Raw genomic sequence first — 21,762 nt, 5'->3', positions numbered from 1 at the left:
ACCACCGCTTTCGCGAGCAAGCCCGCTCCCACAGTCGTTTTGCATTTCCAGCTCGGGAAATGCGTTGGAAATCCGATCGAACTCACGGCAAACGCACCGGGTCAACCACCCATACTTGTCCTGAAACCTCGGAGAACCGCGATGACCGACTATCCAAAACCTCCCTTCCCCGCACAAGCCCAGGCCGTTCCCGGTTCGCAACGCAAGATGGAGCCGTATCCTGATTGCGGCGAACAAAGCTACGTTGGCTCCGGGCGCCTGGCCGGCAAGATCGCCCTGATCACCGGCGCCGACAGCGGCATCGGCCGCGCCGTGGCCATTGCGTTCGCCCGTGAAGGGGCCGACGTGGCGGTGGCGTATCTGGATGAACACGAAGATGCCAAGGAAACCGCGCGCTGGGTCGAACAGGCCGGGCGTCAGTGCCTGTTGTTGCCGGGCGATATTGCGCAAAAGGCCCATTGCCAGGCCTTGGTCGACAAGACTGTGGAGCGCTTCGGCCGCATCGACGTGCTGGTCAACAACGCGGCGTTCCAGATGACCCATGAAAACTTCGAAGAAATCCCCGACGACGAGTGGGTGATGACCTTCGACGTCAACATCACCGCTATCTTCCGGCTGTGCCAGGCGGCGATCAAACACATGCGCGCCGGTTCGTCGATCATCAACACCAGTTCGGTCAACTCGGACATGCCCAAACCCACCCTGCTCGCCTATGCCACCACCAAAGGCGCGATCGCCAATTTCACCGGCGGCCTGGCGCAGATGCTTGGACCTAAGGAAATCCGCGTGAACAGTGTGGCGCCCGGTCCGATCTGGACGCCGCTGATCGTCTCGACCATGCCCGATGAAGAAGTGCAGAACTTCGGCGGCAACACCCCGCTCGGCCGCCCCGGCCAACCAGTGGAGGTCGCGCCGATCTATGTGCTGCTGGCCTCGGACGAAGCCAGTTACATCACCGGCCAGCGCTATGGTGTGACCGGTGGTAAACCGATGCTGTAACTCCCGGCATCCATAGCCCTGCAGGCGCTGTCGCAGGCTGCGATTTTTTGATTTTGCTTTTCAATCAAGATCAAAAGATCGCAGCCTGCGCGGCGCTGTGAATCCGGATAATCGGTGGCGAACAGAAAAACTGAACTGCCGCCCCCAAGACCTCTCCATACCTTTAAGAGCCCCAACCGGTCGCCAGGATCAGGAGGTCGTCATGTCCGCCCCTCTCATCAAGCTCTTCACCCAACCCAACTTCGCCTGGACCGACATCCGCCGCGAAGAAGAAGCCCATCCCCGGCATTACCTCGCCCATCTGCTGATACTGGCGCTGATACCGGCAGTGTGCCTGTTCATCGGCACCACCTATGTCGGCTGGAGTCTGGCCGCTGGTGAAACGGTAAGGCTAAGCAGTGCCAGCGCATTGCAATTGAGCGTTCTGCTGTACATCGCCATCGTTGCCGGGGTCGCGGTGATGGGTGGTTTCATTCGCTGGATGTCACGGTCATTTGATACGCGCCCGATGCTTAACCAATGCATCGGCTTCGCCGCGTACACCGTAACGCCGTTCTTTGTCGCCGGCATCGCCGGGCTGTACCCGAGCCGCTGGCTGGCGATTCTGGTACTCGGTGCGGCCTCGGTGTATTCGACGTTTCTGCTGTTCGTCGGCCTGCCAACCTTTATGCACGAGCGCAAGGAACAGGGCCTGCTCAACGCGGCGTGCGTGTGGGGCGTCGGTTTGCTGGTGATGGTGACCATTCTGGTCTCGATGATTCTGCTGTGGTTCAACGTGCTCACTCCTGAGTACCTGCGCACGACCGTGGGCTGACCCGGTGCGATTGCCGTCACATCGGACCTTTGAGGGCGGCAGATCATGAGTTTTATCGTGTGGGTCGCCGTGCTCGGGGCGGTGCTTTTGACGCTGGCACTGACCTCGTCCTACCTGCGCTGGATGCCGGTGACCACCTCCGCAGTTTGTCTGCTGCTGGGGATCGCCATCGGCCCTAGCGGCCTTGATCTGCTGAAACTGTCCTTGGAAAACGCCTCGCTGTGGATGGAGCACCTGACGGAAGTCGCGGTGCTCTTTTCCCTGTTTGTCTGCGGTCTGAAGCTGCGCCTGCCGCTGCGGGACAAGCGTTGGCGGATCGCTTTTGGCCTCGCCGGGCCCGTGATGGTAGTGACCATCGCCGGCGTTTGTCTGCTGCTGCACTATGCGTTTCAGCTGCCGTGGGGGCCTTCGTTATTGATCGGCGCGATTCTGGCCCCCACCGACCCGGTGCTGGCGGCGCTGGTGCAGGTCAACGATGCGCGGGACGTCGATAGCGTGCGTTTCGGCCTTTCGGGAGAGGCCGGACTCAATGACGGTGTAGCCTTTCCGTTCGTGATTCTCGGCTTGTTGTTGATCCACGGCGATGGCTCTGCCGCCGAGTGGCAGGGTTGGGTGTTGCGCAGCTTGTTGTGGGCGGTGCCCGCAGGACTGCTGACCGGATACTGGATGGGCCGCGGCATTGGTCGGGTGACCCTGGCGTTGCGTATCCACAACGACGACAGCACGCTCAGCCCGAATGATTATCTGGCCTTGTCGCTGATCGCGCTGGCCTATGTCGTTGCCGAGGCGATTGGAGGCTATGGCTTTCTGTCGGTGTTCGCCGCGGGTCTGGGATTGCGTCAGGTCGAAGTCAAATCCACGGGCGCTGGCCAACCGCCCGCCGAGCATCTGGTGCAACCGGTGGTCGGTCATCAGAACGTCGAACCACAGCATGCGGTACATGGCGACACCGAACGGCTGGAAAGCAGCCAGGTTGCCGCCGGGATCATGATGGGCGACATGCTGTCATTTGGTGGCTTGGTCGAGCGCGCCATGGAAGTGTTTCTGGTAACCCTGCTCGGCGTTGTGCTGGTGGCGCACTGGGATTGGCGGGCGTTATTGGTCGGCGGTGTGCTGTTCTGCCTGATTCGTCCGGCCTGCGTCGCGCTGATGCCATGGGGCGCATTGCTGCCGGCACGACAACGGATGTTGATCGGCTGGTTCGGCATTCGCGGGATCGGTAGCCTGTTCTATCTGTTTTATGCGTTGAATCACGGGCTGACCGACTCCGTGGCCATTTTGTGTACTGACCTGACCTTGTCGGTGGTGGCGCTGAGCATTTTGCTCCACGGCATCAGCACGCAACCGATCCTGGCCCGCTACGAACAGCGCAAAAAACGAAAAAACTGATTATTTCCAAGGATTTTCAGCAGCAGATCGATCGAACTTTTTTCTGTAAAAAAATGGATCCCCGCTTGATCGCCGGCAGTCACAAGCATAACCCCTCGCCGATGTATCCGGCGGGGCCCGGCAGGTTCGGTTCCCCTGCGGCACTCAGCCTATGAAACGGAATCCTTGAAGAAAAAGGTCACGGTCATGAAAGAATGCTCGACTCCTGCGCAAATCAAGGCTTGCAGAGCACTGGCTCTGGAACGCAATCGTCAACTGTTTGATAACGCCCACACCCTCAACCGCGCGGCCAATGCGCTGCTCGATGTGGCCGATCTGGACATTGAACAGTTCGAGCGCTACCGCGCGTTGCGCAAGAAAGCCGATGCGATGTTTGAAGACGCCATCGATCATCTGTGCGTCTTGAACGAAGACTTCCCGCCGATTCCGATGTCGTCGCAGAACTCGGCGGCATTGCGTCGAGAGCTTGAGACCGTGGAATGAGCTGAAAGCCCCCTCACCCTAGCCCTCTCCCCCAGGAGAGGGAACTGACCGGGGTGAATGGTCGAGATACGCCGACCTGCAATACCGGGTTGAACGCGGATCTTCAGTACAACGAAGATCTGCTCCCTTCCCCCTCGCCCCCTTTGGGGGAGAGGGCTGGGGTGAGGGGGATCGATCTAAAGTGCGCCACAAAATCCAAGCAAAAATGAAAAAGCCCGGCTACATAAAGCCGGGCTTTTGCGTGAAGACCAATCACCCTCCCGGATTGGTCACCTGAATAAACACCGCATAACTCCCCAGCAACACCCAGAACGTCGCAAAGATCCAAGGCGTGCGCACGGAGAACAACAACGACTTGCGATACCCCTTGTGGCTCGACTCCATCTCACTGAACAACGGCGACTCGTCATACGCCAGGCCCATCAGCGGCTCGCTGTGGAGCAAGTTGCTCTGCTTGAAATGCCAGTGATCGATGATGTCGTACGCCGCGCGAATCCCCGGCCAGGCGTTCAGCGAGCTGAGCAGCCCGAGCAGTGCCAGAAACGGCGGCACCACCAGTGTGAACAATTTGCCCCATTCCGGGTTGAGGTTGGCCATACAAGAGGCGAAAGCAATCACCAGAAACGACTGCGCCGCCAGATAGGCGTCGGTACGGTTGGCGAGGATGCTGGTTTCGTACTGGATCTCCCGCCGATAGAAATCCAGCCGTTCCTTGGGTGAACCGAACATCTTGGCATTATGTTCGGTCAGGGTTTCTTCAGCGGTGGGCTCGGTCAGTATGCGAGGCACAAGATGCACGCTCCAAAGTGGTGAAAACCTTTAGAAGTCCCCGTTGGCGCGCAAGTTCAGCCGGATTGACCGGTGTGTCACTTCATCGACTGGGCAATGATCGCCACCAGATTCATTTGCGTGAACGGCTTGGGCAACCGTGGCAGTTGTGCGGCAAAACCTTCCAGACGCTCGGCGTAACCGGTGGCCAGGATGATCGGCAGATCCGGTTTGAGCACACGCACGGCGTGGGCCAGTTGTGCGCCGCTCATCTTCGGCATGGCCATGTCGGTGATCATCAGGTCGATGACCTCGCCTTGATCGAACAGCGCCAGTGCCTGTGCACCGGACGTCGCACTGACCACTCGATGGCCGAGGTCTTCGAGCAGCAGGCTGGTGCTGGTCAACACCAGCGAATCGTCATCCACGACCAGCACGCTGAGCCTCGGCACCACCACCGGCTCGGCGTGTGGCAGCGTCGGTTTGTTGGTCATGCCTGCAACGGCTACCGGAATCCACAGCTCCGCCGTGGTGCCCTGAGCCTTTTCACTCTTGAGGATGAAACGGCCACCGAGTTGCTCCATGAAGCCGTGAACCATCGACAAGCCCAGCCCGGTGCCTTTACCCAGACCTTTGGTGGTGAAGAACGGATCTCTGGCCGAGGCCAGGGTATGCGCATCCATGCCCTCCCCGGTATCGACAACGCTGAGGCAGACGTAACGCCCTGCTGGCAGGTCCGAATGCCCCAGTTCCAGCACCACTTGTGGTTGAGCGCTGATGCTCACCGTGCCGCCGTCGGGCATGGCATCGCGGGCGTTGGTCGCGAGGTTGAGCAACGCCAGCTCCAACTGATTGGTGTCCGCCAGCACCGGCTCCAGATCGTCGGGAAAGCGCGTGTCGACACGGATACCCGGTCCCAGAGAACTGCGCAACAAACCGGTGATGCCCTGGACCAATTGCGCAATATCGACCGACTCGGTCTTCAGTTCCTGACGGCGGGCAAAGGCCAGCATGCGCTGAGTCAGCGACACGCCGCGCAAGGCGCCCTGGGTGGCGTTTTCCAGCAGGCGGCTGATTTTCGGATCATCACCCACGCGTTTGTGCAGGATCTCCAGGTTACCGAGAATCACCGTCAGCAGATTATTGAAGTCATGGGCGACGCCACCGCTGAGCTGACCGATGGCCTGCATCTTCTGCGCCTGGAACAGCGCTTCGCGGGTTTTCTCCAGCGCCTGCTGTGCCTGGTGGGTTTCGGTGATGTCACGGGTGATCTTGGCAAAGCCGAGCAGAGTGCCGGTGTCGCCCCGAATCGCATCGACCACCACATGCGCGAGAAACCGCGTGCCGTCCTTGCGCATGCGCCAGCTCTTGTTTTCAAAGCGGCCATCGCGGGTGGCGATTTCCAGCGCCCGCTGCGGCTCACCGAGTTCGCGGTCTTCAGGGGTATAAAAGATCGAAAAGTGCTGGCCGATGATTTCTTCCGGCAGATAGCCCTTGATCCGCTGCGCGCCCTGGTTCCAGTTGCTGACCCGGCCTTCGGGACTGAGCATGTAGATCGCATAGTCGGTGACGCCCTGCACCAGCAAGCGGAACTGCTGTTCGCTTTGCTTGAGGGTTTCCTCGGCCATTTTTCGGTCGGTCAGGTCGCGGGTGATCTTGGCGTAACCGAGCAGTTTTCCACTGGGATCAATAATCGGATCGATGACCACGTGCGACCAGAAATTGGTGCCGTCCTTGCGCACCCGCCAGCCCTCGCCTTCGAAACGTCCTTCACGGATCGCCGTATCGAGCGCGCGCTGCGGCAGGCCGGCGGCGCGATCGTCAGCGGTATAGAAGCGGGAGAAATGTTCGCCGAGGATTTCCGCTTCTTCATAGCCCTTGAAGCGTTTGGCGCCGGAGTTCCAACTGGTGATGATGCCGTCGGGATCGATCATGTAGATCGCATAGTCGACCACCGCATCGATCAATAGACGAAAACGCATCTCTTCGATCGCCGCGGTCTTGTTCTTTTCGCTCATCACACTCACCAGCCGTTGTCATGAGCAGAAGTATGCGTTAATCCGGCGAATTGGGAAGCGGCCATCTCATGTTTGATCGTCCACCAGCGCGGCAACAGCTGTTTGATCCGGCTCTCGGCAAAGCGGTCGTCAATCAACATCACCATGCCGCGATCCTCACGGGTCCGGATGACTCGCCCGGCGGCCTGCACCACTTTCTGCACGCCGGGGTACAGGTAGGTGTAGTCGTAACCGGCGCCGAAGATGGCCGCCATGCGCAGCTTGAGTTGTTCGTTGACCGGATTGAACTGCGCCAGCCCGAGCGTGGCAATGAACGCGCCGATCAAGCGTGCACCGGGTAAATCGATGCCTTCGCCGAATGCACCGCCCAACACCGCAAAGCCGACGCCTTGGCTGTGAGCGGTGAACTGATCGAGAAAGGCCTGCCGCGCCCCTTCGAGCATGCCCCGCGATTGCTGCCACAGGGTGATGTGCGGGTGACGCTCGGCCAGTAACGACGCCACTTGCTGCAAATAATCGAAGCTGCTGAAAAACGCCAGGTAGTTGCCGGGACGCTCGCTGAACTGCCGCGCGATCAATTCGACGATCGGCTCCAGCGAAGCCTGGCGATGATTGAAACGCGTGGAGATGCGGCTGACGATCTGCACCTGCAACTGATCGGCGCAAAACGGCGATTCGACGTCGATCCACACAGTGTCGGCTGGCGTGCCGAGCAAGTCGGCGTAATAGTGGCGCGGGCTGAGGGTGGCGGAGAACAGCACGCTGCTGCGCGCCGCTTTCAGGCGCGGGCCGATGAACGCGGCCGGCACCACGTTGCGCAGGCACAATTGCGACAGCGGCTTTTTGCGCTCGAGGTCGCGCTTGCTGATGTCGAACAGGTAATGCTCGTCATACAGCTCCGCCACCCGGGCGAATTGCAGCAGGTCGAAATAGAAATTCTGCAAGGCGCTGTCGAGACCCTGCGGATGCTCATTGAGGTAATCACCAATGGCTGCGCAACACAGCGAGATCGCCTGCAGAAGTTTTTCCGGGGCCTTGTCGTACGCCTGATACGCCGCCAATTGCGGCGCATGCAGCGCGTTCCATTCCCGGTTGATCCGTTGCAGGGAGTTTTTCAGCGGCGCCGGCGCGGATTTGCGCACGCTACCCAATGTGAACTGATCGAGACTGGCGCTGTACATCTGTCGGCCGCGCTCGACGAGGTTATGCGCCTCGTCCGCCAGCACTGCGACCTTCCATTGATTGAGCTGGGCAAGCCCGAACAGCAATGCGCTGAAATCGAAGTAATAGTTGTAGTCGGCGATCACCACGTCGACCCAACGGGCCATTTCCTGACTCAGGTAATACGGGCACACCGCGTGTTGCGCGGCGACCTCGCGCATGGCCGCTTGATCGAGCAGGCGGATACGGCTGGCCGCTGCCCGCGCGGCCGGCAGGCGATCATAAAAGCCCTGGGCCAACGGGCAGGATTCGCCGTGACAGGCTTTGTCCGGGTGTTCGCAGGCCTTGTCCCGGGCGACCATTTCCAGCACGCGCAAGGGCAAGGTTGGCGACTGATCGAACAACACCTGACTGGCATCCAGCGCCAGTTTGCGCCCCGGCGTTTTCGCCGTGAGAAAGAACACCTTGTCCAGTTGCTGCGGCGCCAGAGCCTTGAGCATCGGGAACAGCGTGCCGAGGGTTTTGCCGATGCCGGTCGGTGCCTGGGCCATCAGGCAGCGGCCGGTGCTCACGGCTTTGAACACCGATTCGGCCAGATGGCGCTGCCCGGGACGAAAATCGGCATGGGGAAACGCCAGTTGTTGCGCCGCCAGATTGCGCGCCTCGCGATGGGCCATTTCCTGTTCGGCCCATTGCAGGAACAACGTGCATTGCTGTTCGAAAAAGGCTTGGAGGCTGTCGGCGCTGAAGGCCTCGACCAGGCAGGTTTCCTTCTCGCTGACGATATCGAAATACACCAGCGCCAGATTGATCTGCTCAAGTTCGAGTTTGCGGCACATCAACCAGCCGTATATCTTCGCCTGCGCCCAGTGCAACTGGCGGTGATTGGCCGGTTGTTTGCTCAGGTCGCCACGGTAGGTTTTGACTTCTTCCAGACACTGTTGCGCCGGATCGTAACCGTCCGCCCTGCCCTTGACCTTCAATTGCCCGAATTCGCCTTCCAGCGCCACTTCGCTTTGGTATTTCTCGCTGCGCCGCGAAGCCACGGTGCGGTGCCCGGCGATGCCTTCCAGTGCCGTGGGTGATGGGGTGAAGCGCAGATCGAGGTCGCCGGTCTTGGCGGTGAACTCACACAGTGCGCGCACGGCAATGCTGTAACTCAAGCGCTCTGCTCCGCCCATTGCACGTAACACACCGCCACCGGCATTTGATGCTGGTGACAGAACTCCAGCCAGCGCAACTGGTTGTCCTGCAGGCGATCGCCGGGGCCTTTGACCTCGATCATTCGGTAGGTCTTGTGCTGCGGCCAGAACTGGATCAGGTCGGGCATGCCGGCGCGGTTGGCCTTGATGTCGAGCAGCAAACGGTTGAACCAGTGTTTGAGGTGTTCGGCGGGCAGACAGGCCAACGCCTGGTCCAGCAGTTGTTCATTCATCGCGCCCCAGAACACGAACGGCGACTGAACGCCCCATTTGTCGACAAAGCGCTGGCGTATGGTGGCGGCATAGCGGCCGTCGTCGAGTTCGCTCAGACAAGCCTGAAACAGTTCGGCGCGGCGTTGCTGGAAGTCTTCGTTGAGCAAGTCCACCGGGCCACGCTGGAACGGGTGAAAAAACGCCCCGGGCAACGGCGCGAAGATCGCCGGCCAGCACAACAGGCCGAACAGTGAGTTGATCAGGCTGTTTTCCACGTAATGCACCGGTCCGTCGTCATCGTGCAAATGCGCCTGCACGTAATACTCCACGGACAACGCAGGATCGCTGCGCGGCAATTGCAGGTCCAGACGCTCGACCGGTCTGGCCGCTGTGCGCTTGAGTGGCGGGCCACCGAGTTTGCGCCGCACCCTTGGCAGAATCCGTTGCAGGCCCTGCTGCTCGACGGCGCTCTCCGGTGCCTGCTCCGCCAGCGTGGCGAGTTCCAGCGCCAGCGAATATTCACCGCTGCGTTCCAGCACGCGGATCATGCGCAAACGCGCGCCGGGATAGGCGCAGTCGCGGTAAATGCTCAGGGCGAGGGCAAATTCACTGATGCGCTCGCAATACTGGCCGATCTGGAACAGCACCTTGCCACGCCGGCGTTGCAGCCACGGGTTGTCGAAGTGCAAGGCGCTGACCTGCTCGACGATGCTGTCCAGCGGCTCACCGGCCTCGAAACGCAATTGGCAGTTGTGCAGGAACAGACACGCGTCAACGTCTTCGCGACTGCGCAGGCCTCGCGAGTCGGCGCAGAATTCGACTTTTTCATAGGTAAAGATGCCAAGGTCGGCGAGGACGAATTCCGACCAGTCCTGATACAGGTTGCCGAAGAACATCAAACGCAAGCGGTCGCACAGGTCCATGATGGTCAGGCTGAACAGACGATCCCCGAGCTGTGGTGCCCAGTCGCGCAGGCTGCGCGTGTCTGCAAACTGCTCGGCGAGTAGCGGCAGCCAATCGTCCTTGCGGCCCTTGGGTTGCTCGATGAAGGCTGCAAATGCTTGCAGGATCTCGGCCTTGAGCAACACGTCGAACAACTCGGCAAGGGCCAGCGGCGCGTATTCGTCGATCCAGCCACGCTCCAGCAGGGGTTGCGCGGCTTCCGCGATATCACCGATCTCGACGTAATTGAGTTTTCCGGCGCGAAAATGCACGCCCTTGCGCATCACCATTCGCACCAGCAAACCCTGCGACGCACGGGGCAAGGCTTTGAAGTCACGAATGAACCCATGTTCCGTAGCGCTCATCACATCGGCATAGCGAAGCTCAAGCCAATCAAGCACTTGCCGGAAGTTGTTGAGGTAATAGAACGGGTCGTCGAGGGGGTTGGCAGTCACGGGAATTCTGGGCCATGGCGAGCGAGTACTGGTTATGCGTACAGATACCAGCTGTGCCCTTCCCGGTGCAAACGGAAAGTGATCAATGGCATTTTTTTGTCGGGCTATCGAACTTTTCTCTCGGGGATGGCACCAACCGCGTTAGAGGGCCGACAATGCTCGGCATGACATCGAATGAGGATTTAGAGGTGGTTATGAAAATCAAGTCGCTGGGCATCCCTTTCGCCATCGTTACTGCGCTGGCACTGGCCGGTTGCTCGACCGCGACGGTGGTCACCCTGCAGAACGGCACCCAGTACCTGACCAAGGACATGCCGAAAACCAAAACCAAGGACGGCTTCTATGAGTTCGAAGATATTTCCGGGGCCAAGGTGAAGGTCCGCGCCGATGAAGTGGCGACCGTGCGCGAGGAAGACTGACATCCCGCGATCTCTGTAGGCGCTGCCTGCGGCAGCGCCTAAACAAGAGTTGTGGTGTTATTCGAAAGCCGGCATGCCCGGAATGCTGCCATCGCAAGGCATGTACGTGCCGCCCCGTTTGACCACTTCACCCTGTAAGCGCCGGCAGCGTTCCAGATCCTGCTGTGCCATGCGATCAATGCTCAGATTGCCGGTGGTTTGCGGCTGCTTGCCGTCACCCAGACGTATGGTCACGAACGGCTGTTCGGGCTGAATCTGAAAGCGACTTTTCTCTTCAATCGGTTCGAGCGCCTCGGTTTTCGGCGGGCTCGGCAGTTGGTCGGCAGTGATGCCGTAACGATTCAGAATCGAGCTTTGAGGCAGATCAGCCCAGGCATTGGCCGAACACAGCGCCAGCGCGACGAATCCGACATACCCCTTGAAACCTTTCACGTTTGAATCTCCTGTACTCAATGGCGGCCAGCTATAGAACGTGTGCGCACGTGCTGGCTTTAGGCCGCATTTCCTGTTTTCGCAGGGGTTTGAGTCAGGTAGTGGCTACCGAGTCACTTTTAACACCGCGTTATCGTTCTTCGCGAGCAAGCCCGCTCCCACACTGGATCTGTGTCGTTCACAAATCCCCTGTGGGAGCGAGCTTGCTCGCGAAAGGGCCCTTACTGGCGCCCGATCAACATCAGGCAATCACAACACCGTCAGCACTCAGACTGTTCAGCGATACCCCGACCAACGTCACCGAATCGCTGCCAAACGTCAGCACCGTATCCTGTCCCACAGATGCGGCATGGGCACGGAAGTCCTCCGCCGGCAACACACCTTGCACGCCAAGAAACACCAGTTTGTCATTCGACGTATAGCCGACCACCCGGTCCTGCCCGAACGCGCCGTTGAACAGGAACGTATCCGCCCCGCCCCCCGACTCCATCAGGTCGTTACCGGCGCCACCGACAAACACGTCATTGCCCGCCCCGCCAATCAGGTGATCGTTGCCGTCCAGGCCGAACAACCAATCGCCACCCGCATGCGCCTTCAGCGTGTCGGCGCCGCCGGTGCCTTTGACGCTGGACTCGTACGCAGTGACGTTGTTGCCGACCTTCAAGCCGCTGGCCGTGACGCTGTGGATTACATCGTCCTTGAACAGGCCCCAGAGAAAGCCCGGCTCCTTGGTGATGATACTGCCGATGTCGCGGGTGATGCTGATCCCGCCGTTGGCATCGCGCACATACAGATTGCCGGCGCCGTCATTGGCGAAGTCGAAGTTCTTCACCGCGCCTTGCAGGTCGAGAGTGTTGCTGCCCTGCCCGCCAAGGATGACGTTGTAACCACCGCCGTCGCGGAAGGTGTCGTTACCGGCGCGGCCTTCCAGATAATCATTGCCACTGCCGCCCTGAATCAGGTCGTTAGCGTCACTGCCGATGATGAACGTGCTGCCCTTGTGGGTTTCGGCGTTGCGGTTGAGGTCCTGCACCCAGGTAGTGGCCCGCGCCGGGTCCGAGAGGTTGGCGACGATGATCGTCGAGTCTTTGCTGGTCAGGTCGTAGAACTTCGACTCGATGATCCGGTTCATGCCGTCGCCATAGGCAGTCGGCAAATGCGAGATCCAGGTGGGAATATTGAGGATCGAGTACGGCAGCAGATTCCACGCGGTCGAGGCGTAGTGATCGTTGAAGCTGACGATGTTGTCGGTGGCCGATTCCTTGGGCGCATCGTGCACGCCGACCGAGGCGCCGGTGAAGGTCGAGCCGTCGAGTGCGCGGAACACCGGGTCGTTTTCGTAGCCGACGTTGAGCACTTTGTCGGTGCTGCTTTGGGTTGGCGAGGCGTAGGCGATGTAGTTGGAATCGGCAAAGAAACCGCCCCACTTGCCGCCGCTCAGGTCCGCCATGCTGTTGACCGCGAGGCCACCGAGGCTGTGGCCGCTGACCAACACGTCCTTGCCGCTGAGACCGTTGGCCTTGGCGAACGCCACCACATCGTCAAGCAGATTGCCGAACGCTTCGCCGACGTAGTTTTTCGCGTAATCCTTGGGACCGAAGGCCGCCAGCAAGTCGTTGATCACGTCGCCGATGGAATCGATGATCAGGTTTTCCCGCGGGCCGCTGGTGCCGCGAAAGGCAATGCCGAGTTCGGTGAGATGGCCCTGGGCGTCGTACTTGCCGAGGATTTCCACTTGTGCGGTGGTGTAACCGGCCTTCTCGCCGAAGAAGGTTCCCCGGGCGTCAGTCTTGCCGTCGTAGCCTAACTGCGAGGCGGTGATGGGCGTCCAGCCGGCCTGTTTCACGGCGTCGAGGGCGAGTTTTTCCGAGTCGGGGTTCCACGGAACGCCGGGAATGACGCCTTGGGAATCGGTACCGCCAAGCAGCGCCGTGACCAGCGTGGCGGGCAGGCCGAGGCCGAAACCGTTGTGCTGATAGCCGGCGGCGAAACCGTTGTCGAGGTTGTGATAGGAATACAGCGTGATCGCCATGGCATCGCTGAACAACACCTTGGAATCGGCTGTGCCGAAGTTCTTGTAGTCATACACACCCATTGCTATTGCCTCTCTCTTGTTGGAATTGTTAGAGATAGCTCACAGCCAGAGCGCCCCACGGGGACGCCCCGGAGCATTTCAGTACTACTTGTTGCAGATCTTCCCCTGTGGGAGCGGGCTTGCTCGCGAAAGCGGCGTATCAGCTATAGCAATGTTGACTGACACGGCCCCTTCGCGAGCAAGCCCGCTCCCACATTGGATCTAGGCGAAGACGAACGCCGAGTCCGACAGGTTAGCCACTCCCACCCCGATCAGGGTCACGGCATATTCGCCAATCTTCAGCACGGTGTCGTTGCCGGTCTGCGCCGCGTGCTGCTTGTAGTCGTAGCCCTGCCCCGCGCCTTCGACGCCCATGAACACCAGTTTGTCGCTGCCCTGATAACCATTGATGGCGTCGAAACCGAACGCACCGCTGAACAGGAAAGTGTTGTTGCCCCCCACGGCGGTCATCACGTCGTTACCAGCGCCACCAACGAAAGTCACATGGCCCTTGTCGCTGATCAGCTTGTCGTCGCCACCGAGGCCGAACAGCCAGTCACCGTCAGCCGTGGCATGCAGCGCATTACTGTAGCCATCGCCGCTGAGCGAGTGGTTGTACTGGGTCAGCTCGTTGCCGTTGGTCAAACCTTTGGCGGTAACGCCCCAGGTGATCTCCTTGCTGCCCCACCATGAACCTGACTCCTTGCTTACCAGCGCGCCGATGTCGCGGGTCATGCTGATGCCGCCGTAGGCGTCGCGCACGTACAGCGTGCCGTCACCGTCGTTGGCGAAGCTGAAGTTCTGCAGCGGTTTCTGCAGTTCAAAGGTGTTGTGGCCCTGGCCACCGAGCAGGATGTTATAGCCGCCGTCATCACGGAAACGGTCATCGCCGCCCAGGCCCTCCAGGAAGTCGTTGCCCGCCCCGCCCTTGAGCCAGTCGCTACTCTGGGTGCCGATGATGAAGGTGCTGCCGGTGTGCGACTCGCCGCTGCGGCCCAGATCCTCGACCCAGGTTTTGTCCCGGGACGCTTCTTCCAGATTGGAGACGATGATCGTCGAGTCTTTGTGCGTCAGGTTGTAGAACGTCGAATCGATCACCCGATTCAAACCATCGGCATAGCCCAGCGAGCTGTGCGCCGACCAGTTCAGCGGATTGACGATGCTGAACGGCACCAGGTTCTGCGCAGTGGACGCGTAGTTGTCGTTAAAGTTGACGATGTTGTCGGTGGTCGAATCGTGTGGTTTGTCGTGCTTGCCCATCGACGCGCTGCTGAACGTGGTGCCGTCGAGCACACGGAACACCGGATCGTTCTCGAACCCGATGTTCAACACGTTATTGCCGGTACTGCTCTGGGTTGGCGAGGCAAAGGTGATGTAGTTGGCATCCGTGAAAAAGCCGCCCCAGTTGCTCGCGCTCAACTCGGCCACGCTGTTGACCCCGAGCCCGCCAAGGCTGTGGCCGCTGAGCAGGACGTCCTTGGCGGCGATGCCGTTGGCAATGGCGAATGCGGCGACAGACTTGAGCAGGTTGTCGAAGGCGTTTTTCGCGTAGTTGCTCGCGTAATCCGACGGGCCGATGGCGGCCAGCAGATTGTTTTTCAGGTCGCCAAAAGTGTCGCTGTAACCCAGCCCGCCGGTGCCACGAAAGGCAACGCCGATGCCGATCAGTTTGCCGGCAGCGTCGTACTTGCCGAGCACTTCGGCCTCGGCGCTGGTGAAGCCGTCCTTCTCACCGAAGAATGTGCCCTGCGGCCCAACCTTGCCCTGGTAGCCCAGCGCCGTCGCCGAAAGCGGCGCCCAGGCGGTGGCCGGCAGAGGCTTGCCGGTCGGCGTGTAGGCGTAAAGCGTCAGTGCGATGGCATCGCTGTACAACGCTTTGCCATCGGCATTTTTATAATCGAACAGTCCCATGTTGTGCTCTCTCTTCCTTCAAAAACCGGCAGCTCTGTGCAAGAGCTGCCGGTACGCCTTAGAACTGCCAGTCGAGGGTCAGACCCACACCGTGGTCCTTCTCGTTCGAGCCGATCAGGCCGTTGTAATCCAGGTTCACCCGCACATCGCGGTTGAGCGCCAGACCCGCACGCACACCGACCACCGCGGCATCACGATCCATCGACACGCCCTGCACGGTGAACGCGCTGTTGCCGTTGGCAAACGCCAGGTGGCTGTCCGCATCGACGTTGTTCAGGTTGTGCTGCCAGCCGAGGCTCGCGCCCAGTTCGAGCTGATGCTGATCCGACAGCGCGAAGCTGCGCTTGGCGCGCACACCGAGGGTCGACAGCACCACATCGCGATTGTCCTCGCCGCCCTTCAATGCCGCCGCATCACCCTTCTCGGTGAAGCTTTCGGTATTGAGGTGCACGTAAGCCAGATTGGCGAACGGCTCCAGGTTCATCGGTTGCAGGCCCAGATCATAAGCGGCCTCGGTGAACACTTGAGTGGTGGCGGCATCGTGCTTGGTCTTTTGTTTTCCGCTCACGTCCCCGAACTGCAGGTCACGTTTGACGTCGACACGGTGCCAGCTATAGGCGCCACCGACGGTCAGACGCAGCGCATCGATCTGATGCCCCAGGTACGCACCCAAATGGTAGCTGTCGACCGACGCCGACGAATGCGTGCCGCTGCCCATGCTCAATGAGCTGTCGCTATAACCGGTAACGAAACCGAGACGGGTATCTTCAGCAATCAAGCCGTCAACACCGGCCAGCAGGCCGCCAATGGAGCTGTTGGAATCGGCATTGTCATGCCCGCCATCGCTCTCGCCCCACGAACCCAAGACCTTGACCCAGACGTTGCTGCGATCATCGGTCGGTGCGCCAGCGTTGAACAGATCACGCTCACGCAGACGCTCGCCCACGGCTTCGCGCAGGTAACGGCTGTCGTTGATCAGCATCGTGCCAATGGCCGGATGGATCTCGCCGGACAGTTGCTGGAAGGCTTGCTGCGCCGACGCCGCATTCGGTGACAGCAACAGGGTTTCGAACAGCGCATTGCCGGCGCCCAGCCGTTCTGCCGCCGCACCGACCGCACGCTGGTTTGGCGTCAGACCGACGCTGGCAAACGAGGCCTCGTTACGACCGACCGCCAACTGGATGCCATCCGCCGAATACGCAAGGGTACCGCCGAGGAAGGCGTAATCCGGCAGCACCTGACCGAAGCGCCCTTCAATGCCGCCGGCCGCTTGCAGGATGTTGTAGCGCGTGCCGAGCAGGCTTTGCACGTCGTTGGTGGTCAGCAGTGTCGGGCTGTTCTCCAGCGACATGCTCACGGTGGCGCCGTCGATAATCGCTTTGCCGGTGGCGATGATCTGATCGCTGCTGGTCGGCGACAGCTCTACCGCGTAGGTCGAACCCTGCGCGAAGGTCACGTCACCGTTTACGTTCAGGGTGCCGATGGAGTTACCCGGCGCCACCGTACCGCCGCTGTTCACCGACAGTGCGCCGATGCGGCCATTGCCGCCGAGGATCCCGCCGTCGTTTACCGTGACCGCCGATTGCAGCGAACCGTTGATAGCCAGACGTCCCTGATTGACCAGCGTCGGGCCGCTGTAAGTGTTGTTGCCGGTCAGCACCAGCGTGCCGATACCTTGCTTGGTCAGACCGCCGTGGCCGGAAATGTCATTGCGCCAGGTGTCGAGGCCGCAGGTGATGTCGGTGCACACGCGTTCGGTCGGTTTGCCCTGATCGATGATCGCGCCGATGCCCGGCAGGTCCGCGACAAACTGACCGGAGCCATAAGCGCCATCGATGCGGAATTCCTCCGGGATGTCCTGCTCGGTAACGAACATCGACGGGCCGTCGATGCCCTTGCGCAAGTTGATCATGCCCCAGCCGTACAAAGCGTCGATGCCCGGCGCACCGAGGTCGGTGGCGGTGGTGCGCAAGACCGTGGCGACCTGATCACCGCTCATGTACGGGAAGCGTTCCATCAGCACCGCCATGGAGCCGGCCACGTGTGGCGCGGCCATCGAGGTGCCGTTGTAATTTTTGTAGCCGGTGGTCAGGTTGTCGGCGTTGGTGCCTTCGATGATCGAGCTGAAGATCTTCGTGCCCGGTGCCGAAACGCAGAAACTCGCGGTGTAGCCGCAGCGCGAAGAGAACGTGCTCATGATGTACGGGTTGGCGCTGGCCAGGTCCAGATTCTGCTGCAGCGCGGCGACGGTGATCCAGTTCGGCGCGATGTCCGGTACGAAATAGCCGAGGCCGGCGATGGCGTCCGGGTTGTTGAGGTTGTAGTCGTTGCCGGCGGCGAAGATTGTCACGATGCCGCTGCGTGCGGCGGCAATCGCACCGTCGTAGGCGCCGCCGGGTTTGGTGCCGAGCAGTGTGCGGATTTCATTGAACTGCAACTGCGCGTCATTGACGGTGAAATGCGGGTATGCCGGATCGCGGCCGCCGAGGTCGAAACGGTCAGTGATGCCGATGCCCCAGCTGTTGTTGATGATCCGCGCGCCGCTGGCGATCAGCGCATCCCAACCGGCCTTGTACACCGCACCGTCGTTGCCGCGAACGATGCCGTCTTCCGGGCCCGGGTCACCGTTGTCTGCGCTGATGATCTGCGCCCCGAACGCCACGCCGTGCATCGGCCCGCCATCACGGCTACCGGCGGCGATGCCGCCAACGTGAGTGCCGTGGGCGCCGAGTTTGCCGTCGGAACCGACCGAGGGTGAACCGTCATAGCGGAACGCATCGCCGGCTTTGACCGGGATGTACGGGTCGGTGTATTCGCGGATCCCGCTGGTGACCAGGGTGACGACTTTGTTGCTGCCGGAAAACTCCGGGTGCGCGGCGTAGACCGGCTGGTCGAAGATGCCGAGTTTTACGCCTTTGCCGGTATAGCCAGCGGCGTAGGCGTGATCGGCACCAATCGCGCCCAAGCCCCAATCGGCCTGAAACTCGGCGCTGCGCCAACTCGACGGATCGCCCGTGCGACCGCCCTCCACATAGGGCGCGGCATGGGCTGTGCCGATGGCACAGAGCACGGCGAGCGTGAGGGTTTTCAGGGCAAAGCGGCCACCCGTTTGCGCGGGGGTATTGTTGTTATTCATCCAGCGACCTTCCTTAGTGATGTTGCGAAAAATCCGTTGTCTTCAGTTGTAAACACACTCGCCACCACGGGTGTTCACACAACCTGCGGCAGCGCCTGCAGGGACCGGGTTAACTTGCTTAAAACTGCCAGTTCAGGCTCAAGCCAACGCCATGAAGCTTTTCGCGATTGGCCAGTTGTCCGTTGTAATCAAGATTGACGCGCACGTCTTTACTCAACGCCAGGCTGGCCTGCACGCCGACCAGCGCGGCGTCGCGCACCAGCGCTGAACTCTCCACCGCGTACGGCGTGCCGCCGCTGGCAAAGCGCAGATGCTGTTCGGAATCGATGTCGCTCAGGCTGTGCTGCCAGCCGAGATGGCCACTCACGTCGAGTGATTGCGCAGGCGAAAGATTGAACGTCTTGATCGCCCGCACGCCGAGGGTGCTGAGCACGGCGTCACGTTGATCACCCGAGCTTTTCAGTGCGGCGGCGTCGCCCTTCTCGGTCAGACCTTCAGTGTCCAGATGCACGTAGGCCAGGTTGGCGAACGGCTCCAGCGCCAGCGGTTGCAGGTGCAAGCGGTAAGCCGCTTCGCCGAACACTTGCGTGGTCGCCGCGTCGACCTTGGCGTTCTGTTTGCCACCGACGTTGCCGTATTGCAGGTCGCGTTTCACATCGGCGCGATGCCAGCTATAGGCCGCGCCCGTGCTTAAGCGCCAGGCGCCGATTTCACGACCGGCGTAAGCGCCCAGGTGATAGCTGTCGACCTTGGCCGAGGAATGCGTGCCCGAGCCCATGCTCAGCGAACTGTCGCTGTAACCGGTGACCAGACCGATGCGCGTCTGCTCATCCAGCGCGCCATCGACACCGGCCAGCAGCCCGCCAATCGAAGTGTTGTAGCCCGCCGTCTCATGGCTCGAATCGGTCGTGCCCCACGCGCCGAGGGCTTTGATCCAGCCGTTGCTTTGCGCAGCGGTTGTATCGTGCAGACGCTCGCCCACCGCGTCGCGCAATTGACGACTGTCGTTGATCAGCATCGAACTCAACGCCGGGTAGATTTCACCGCTCAACTGCTGGAATGCCTGTTGCGCAGAACTCGCATCAGGTGAGCGCAGCAGACTTTCGTACACCGCGTTGCCGGCCCCCAAGCCTTCGACGGCAGCGGCCACCGAGCGCTGATTCGGCGTTTGCCCGACGCTGCTGAAGGAGGTCGCGTTACGGACGATATCGAGCTGAATGCCGGTGGCGGCATAGTCGAGGCTGCCGCCGATAAACAGGTAATTCGGCAGCACCGCGCCGAACTGGCCCTGAATGCCACCGGCCGCTTGCAGGATGTCGTACTGGCGACCGAGCAGGCTTTGCGCTTCGGTGCTGCTGAGCAGCGCCGGGCTGTTTTCCAGCGACAGGCTGACCGTGGCACCGCTGATAGTGGCGGTGCCGCCGGCAACGATGCGGTCGCTGCTGGTCGGCGACAGTTCAACGGCGTAAGTCGAACCGGGCGCGAATGTCACATCGCCGGCCACGTTCAAGGTGCCTATTGAGTTGCCCGGCGCCACTCGGCCACCGCTGTTGGCGGTCAACGCGCCGATCCGACCGGACCCGCCGAGGGTGGCGCTGTCGTTGACCGTCACGGCGGAAGTCAGCGAACCGTTGACCGTAAGCAAACCGCCATTGACCGTGGTCGCACCGCGATAAGTGTTGTCGCCGGTGAGGAGCAACTGACCGCCGCCGGACTTGATCAGGCTGCCCTGGTACACCCGGCTCGCCGCCGCCGCGTCACGGGCGCTGCCAACCGCGTAATCGGTCTGATCCTGTTGGCTGGCGCCCGCCGGAACGCCGTTCTGCCAGCCCTTGTCCTGCAGGGTTTGCTGCCAGGCATTGTGTTCGGCGAGGTCTTCGGCCTGACGCTGGATCAGCGCCTTGTCGGAGATGTCATTGCTCCAGACATCGCGCTGTCCGGCCGCCAGATTGGCGTCGAACGCTCCGAGCAACTGCCCCGGCCCGCGCATCGCCCGATTCAGATTGGCCACGCCCCAACCGACCCGCTCGGTCGGCGCATCGGTGACCGAGCCATCCAGTTGCGTCGCGGTGGTCAGCAGCACTTCGAGGGCCTGCTGATTGTTCATGTACGGGTAGCGTTCCATCACCAGCGCCAGTGCGCCGGTCGCATGCGGCGCCGACATTGAAGTGCCGGACTTGATCGCATAACCGCCGCCGGGAATGGTGCTGTCGATCTTCGCTCCCGGCGTGGTGATGCACCAGTATTTGGCGAGGCCGCACTGGTTGTACTTCTGCTGATTGCCCTGATCGAGGCCCGACACGGCCAGCCAGTGACCTTCCAGATCCGGCTGAAAGTACGGCAGCGCCGAACGCACGCTGGCATTCGGGTAGCCGCTGTTGCCCGCGCTGAACACGTTGATCACGCCGCGTCGGGAGACATCCGCTGCCGCATCGAGCCAGGTGCCTTTGTTCCAGTGCTGGGCGTATGCGGCGTGCAGATCGGTCAGTGTGCGGTAGCTGACATCCGGCGGCTGGCTGCCCCAACTGTTGTTGATCGCGCGCACGCCGGCATCGGCGAGGGCGTCGTATACCGCTTTGAAATAGCGTGGATCGGGGTTGGGGCCGAACAGGAAACTGTCGTTCTTGTTGGTGTTGCCGACATAGATCTGCGCGTTGTACGCCACGCCGTGCATGCCGGTACCATCACGCGAGGCGCCCATGGTGCCGACCACGTGAGTACCGTGGGAATCGTTGTTGGGATTGAGAGTGCCGTCGACGTTGAACGGTGAGCCGTCGATGTAGCTGCCGCTGGCCAGTACCGGGTGATAGCGGTCAGTGGCGAATTCCGGGTGGGCGGCATCGAAACCGGAGTCGAGGGCGCCGATTTTCACGCCTTTGCCGGTGATGCCGGCGGCGTAGGCTTGCTCGGCTTGCATGCGGCTCAAGCCCCAGTCGCGCAGGAATTCAACGCTGCGCCAACTGCCGGGATCGCCGGGTTGGCCGCTTTCGAGGTATTGGGCCTGAGCCTGGGTTGCAGAAACCACAAACAGCAGGGTGCCGACCGAAATCGGCTTGATGCGTACGTCCATGTTCACCACTCACTTTTATTGTTTTATGCAGGTTCTTTTGCGGTGTTGCCTGTGTCCCTCACCCCAGCCCTCTCCCCCAGGAGAGGGAGCCGACCGCGGTGTCTTGCGTCATGCATCGACCTGAAAAACCGCGTCGATTATGGATTCGATGAAGCACATCCCCTCACCCCAGCCCTCTCCCCAAGGAGAGGGAGCCGACCGTGGTGTCTTGCGTCATACATCGACCTGAAAAAACGCGTCGATTATGGATTCGATGAAGCACATCCCCTCACCCCA

The 21,762-nt window shown here is 61.0% G+C and carries 14 protein-coding genes; 5 read left to right on the top strand and 9 right to left on the bottom strand.

Annotated elements, in window-relative coordinates; genetic code table 11:
* Positions 1 to 141 precede the first annotated feature (141 nt).
* The 4 genes from ACM6IV_RS03535 to ACM6IV_RS03520 all read left to right on the top strand — a co-directional run bounded on the left by ACM6IV_RS03535 (position 142) and on the right by ACM6IV_RS03520 (position 3,685).
* On the top strand, positions 142 to 999 hold the full coding sequence (locus ACM6IV_RS03535) for a glucose 1-dehydrogenase (protein WP_414868747.1): 858 nt from the start codon (positions 142 to 144) through the stop codon (positions 997 to 999).
* Between the two features lie 202 nt (positions 1,000 to 1,201).
* Positions 1,202 to 1,813, top strand: coding sequence for a Yip1 family protein (locus tag ACM6IV_RS03530; protein WP_414868746.1), 612 nt, complete (start codon positions 1,202 to 1,204; stop codon positions 1,811 to 1,813).
* A gap of 45 nt (positions 1,814 to 1,858) precedes the next feature.
* Positions 1,859 to 3,202, top strand: coding sequence for a cation:proton antiporter (locus ACM6IV_RS03525; RefSeq protein WP_414868745.1), 1,344 nt, complete (start codon positions 1,859 to 1,861; stop codon positions 3,200 to 3,202).
* A 186-nt stretch (positions 3,203 to 3,388) separates the two neighbouring features.
* Positions 3,389 to 3,685, top strand: coding sequence for a hypothetical protein (locus ACM6IV_RS03520; RefSeq protein ID WP_414868744.1), 297 nt, complete (start codon positions 3,389 to 3,391; stop codon positions 3,683 to 3,685).
* Positions 3,686 to 3,937: 252 nt separating this feature from the next.
* Here ACM6IV_RS03520 and ACM6IV_RS03515 read toward each other — a convergent pair whose 3' ends face one another.
* From ACM6IV_RS03515 to ACM6IV_RS03500, 4 genes are all read right to left on the bottom strand, one after another.
* Positions 3,938 to 4,474 carry a hypothetical protein gene (locus ACM6IV_RS03515; RefSeq protein ID WP_414868743.1) on the bottom strand — a complete coding sequence of 179 codons (537 nt, stop codon included), beginning with the start codon at positions 4,472 to 4,474 and terminating at the stop codon, positions 3,938 to 3,940.
* Positions 4,475 to 4,551: 77 nt separating this feature from the next.
* The gene (locus tag ACM6IV_RS03510) at positions 4,552 to 6,471 is read right to left on the bottom strand and encodes a PAS domain S-box protein (protein WP_414868742.1); all 1,920 of its coding nucleotides are present in this window, start codon (positions 6,469 to 6,471) and stop codon (positions 4,552 to 4,554) included.
* A 5-nt stretch (positions 6,472 to 6,476) separates the two neighbouring features.
* Positions 6,477 to 8,795: a helicase C-terminal domain-containing protein gene (locus ACM6IV_RS03505; protein WP_414868741.1), complete on the bottom strand. Its 2,319-nt coding sequence runs from the start codon at positions 8,793 to 8,795 to the stop codon at positions 6,477 to 6,479.
* Positions 8,792 to 10,444, bottom strand: a complete 1,653-nt coding sequence (locus ACM6IV_RS03500) for a VRR-NUC domain-containing protein (protein WP_414868740.1) — start codon at positions 10,442 to 10,444, stop codon at positions 8,792 to 8,794. Before ACM6IV_RS03500 ends, ACM6IV_RS03505 begins: the two co-directional genes overlap by 4 nt.
* Before the next feature lie 194 nt (positions 10,445 to 10,638).
* Here ACM6IV_RS03500 and ACM6IV_RS03495 point away from each other — a divergent pair, with 194 nt between their 5' ends.
* On the top strand, positions 10,639 to 10,863 hold the full coding sequence (locus tag ACM6IV_RS03495; RefSeq protein WP_414868739.1) for a YgdI/YgdR family lipoprotein: 225 nt from the start codon (positions 10,639 to 10,641) through the stop codon (positions 10,861 to 10,863).
* Between the two features lie 57 nt (positions 10,864 to 10,920).
* On the opposite strand, the gene ACM6IV_RS03490 is transcribed toward ACM6IV_RS03495, so the two are convergent.
* From ACM6IV_RS03490 to ACM6IV_RS03470, 5 genes are all read right to left on the bottom strand, one after another.
* Entirely contained in the window at positions 10,921 to 11,295 is a 375-nt protein-coding gene (locus ACM6IV_RS03490) for a hypothetical protein (RefSeq protein WP_414868738.1), read from the bottom strand.
* A 241-nt stretch (positions 11,296 to 11,536) separates the two neighbouring features.
* Entirely contained in the window at positions 11,537 to 13,390 is a 1,854-nt protein-coding gene (locus tag ACM6IV_RS03485; RefSeq protein ID WP_414868737.1) for a polyurethanase, read from the bottom strand.
* A gap of 201 nt (positions 13,391 to 13,591) precedes the next feature.
* On the bottom strand, positions 13,592 to 15,280 hold the full coding sequence (locus tag ACM6IV_RS03480) for a polyurethanase (RefSeq protein WP_414868736.1): 1,689 nt from the start codon (positions 15,278 to 15,280) through the stop codon (positions 13,592 to 13,594).
* A 58-nt stretch (positions 15,281 to 15,338) separates the two neighbouring features.
* Complete coding sequence (locus ACM6IV_RS03475; RefSeq protein WP_414868735.1) at positions 15,339 to 18,416, bottom strand: autotransporter domain-containing protein; 3,078 nt, start codon at positions 18,414 to 18,416, stop codon at positions 15,339 to 15,341.
* Between the two features lie 118 nt (positions 18,417 to 18,534).
* On the bottom strand, positions 18,535 to 21,486 hold the full coding sequence (locus tag ACM6IV_RS03470; RefSeq protein ID WP_414868734.1) for an autotransporter domain-containing protein: 2,952 nt from the start codon (positions 21,484 to 21,486) through the stop codon (positions 18,535 to 18,537).
* Positions 21,487 to 21,762: the final 276 nt, after the last annotated feature.

This window comes from Pseudomonas sp. IT-347P, from assembly GCF_949768005.1.
Lineage (GTDB): Bacteria > Pseudomonadota > Gammaproteobacteria > Pseudomonadales > Pseudomonadaceae > Aquipseudomonas.
The sequence above is the reverse complement of the archived record's forward strand: the minus strand, read 5'-3'. Positions and strand labels throughout refer to the sequence as shown.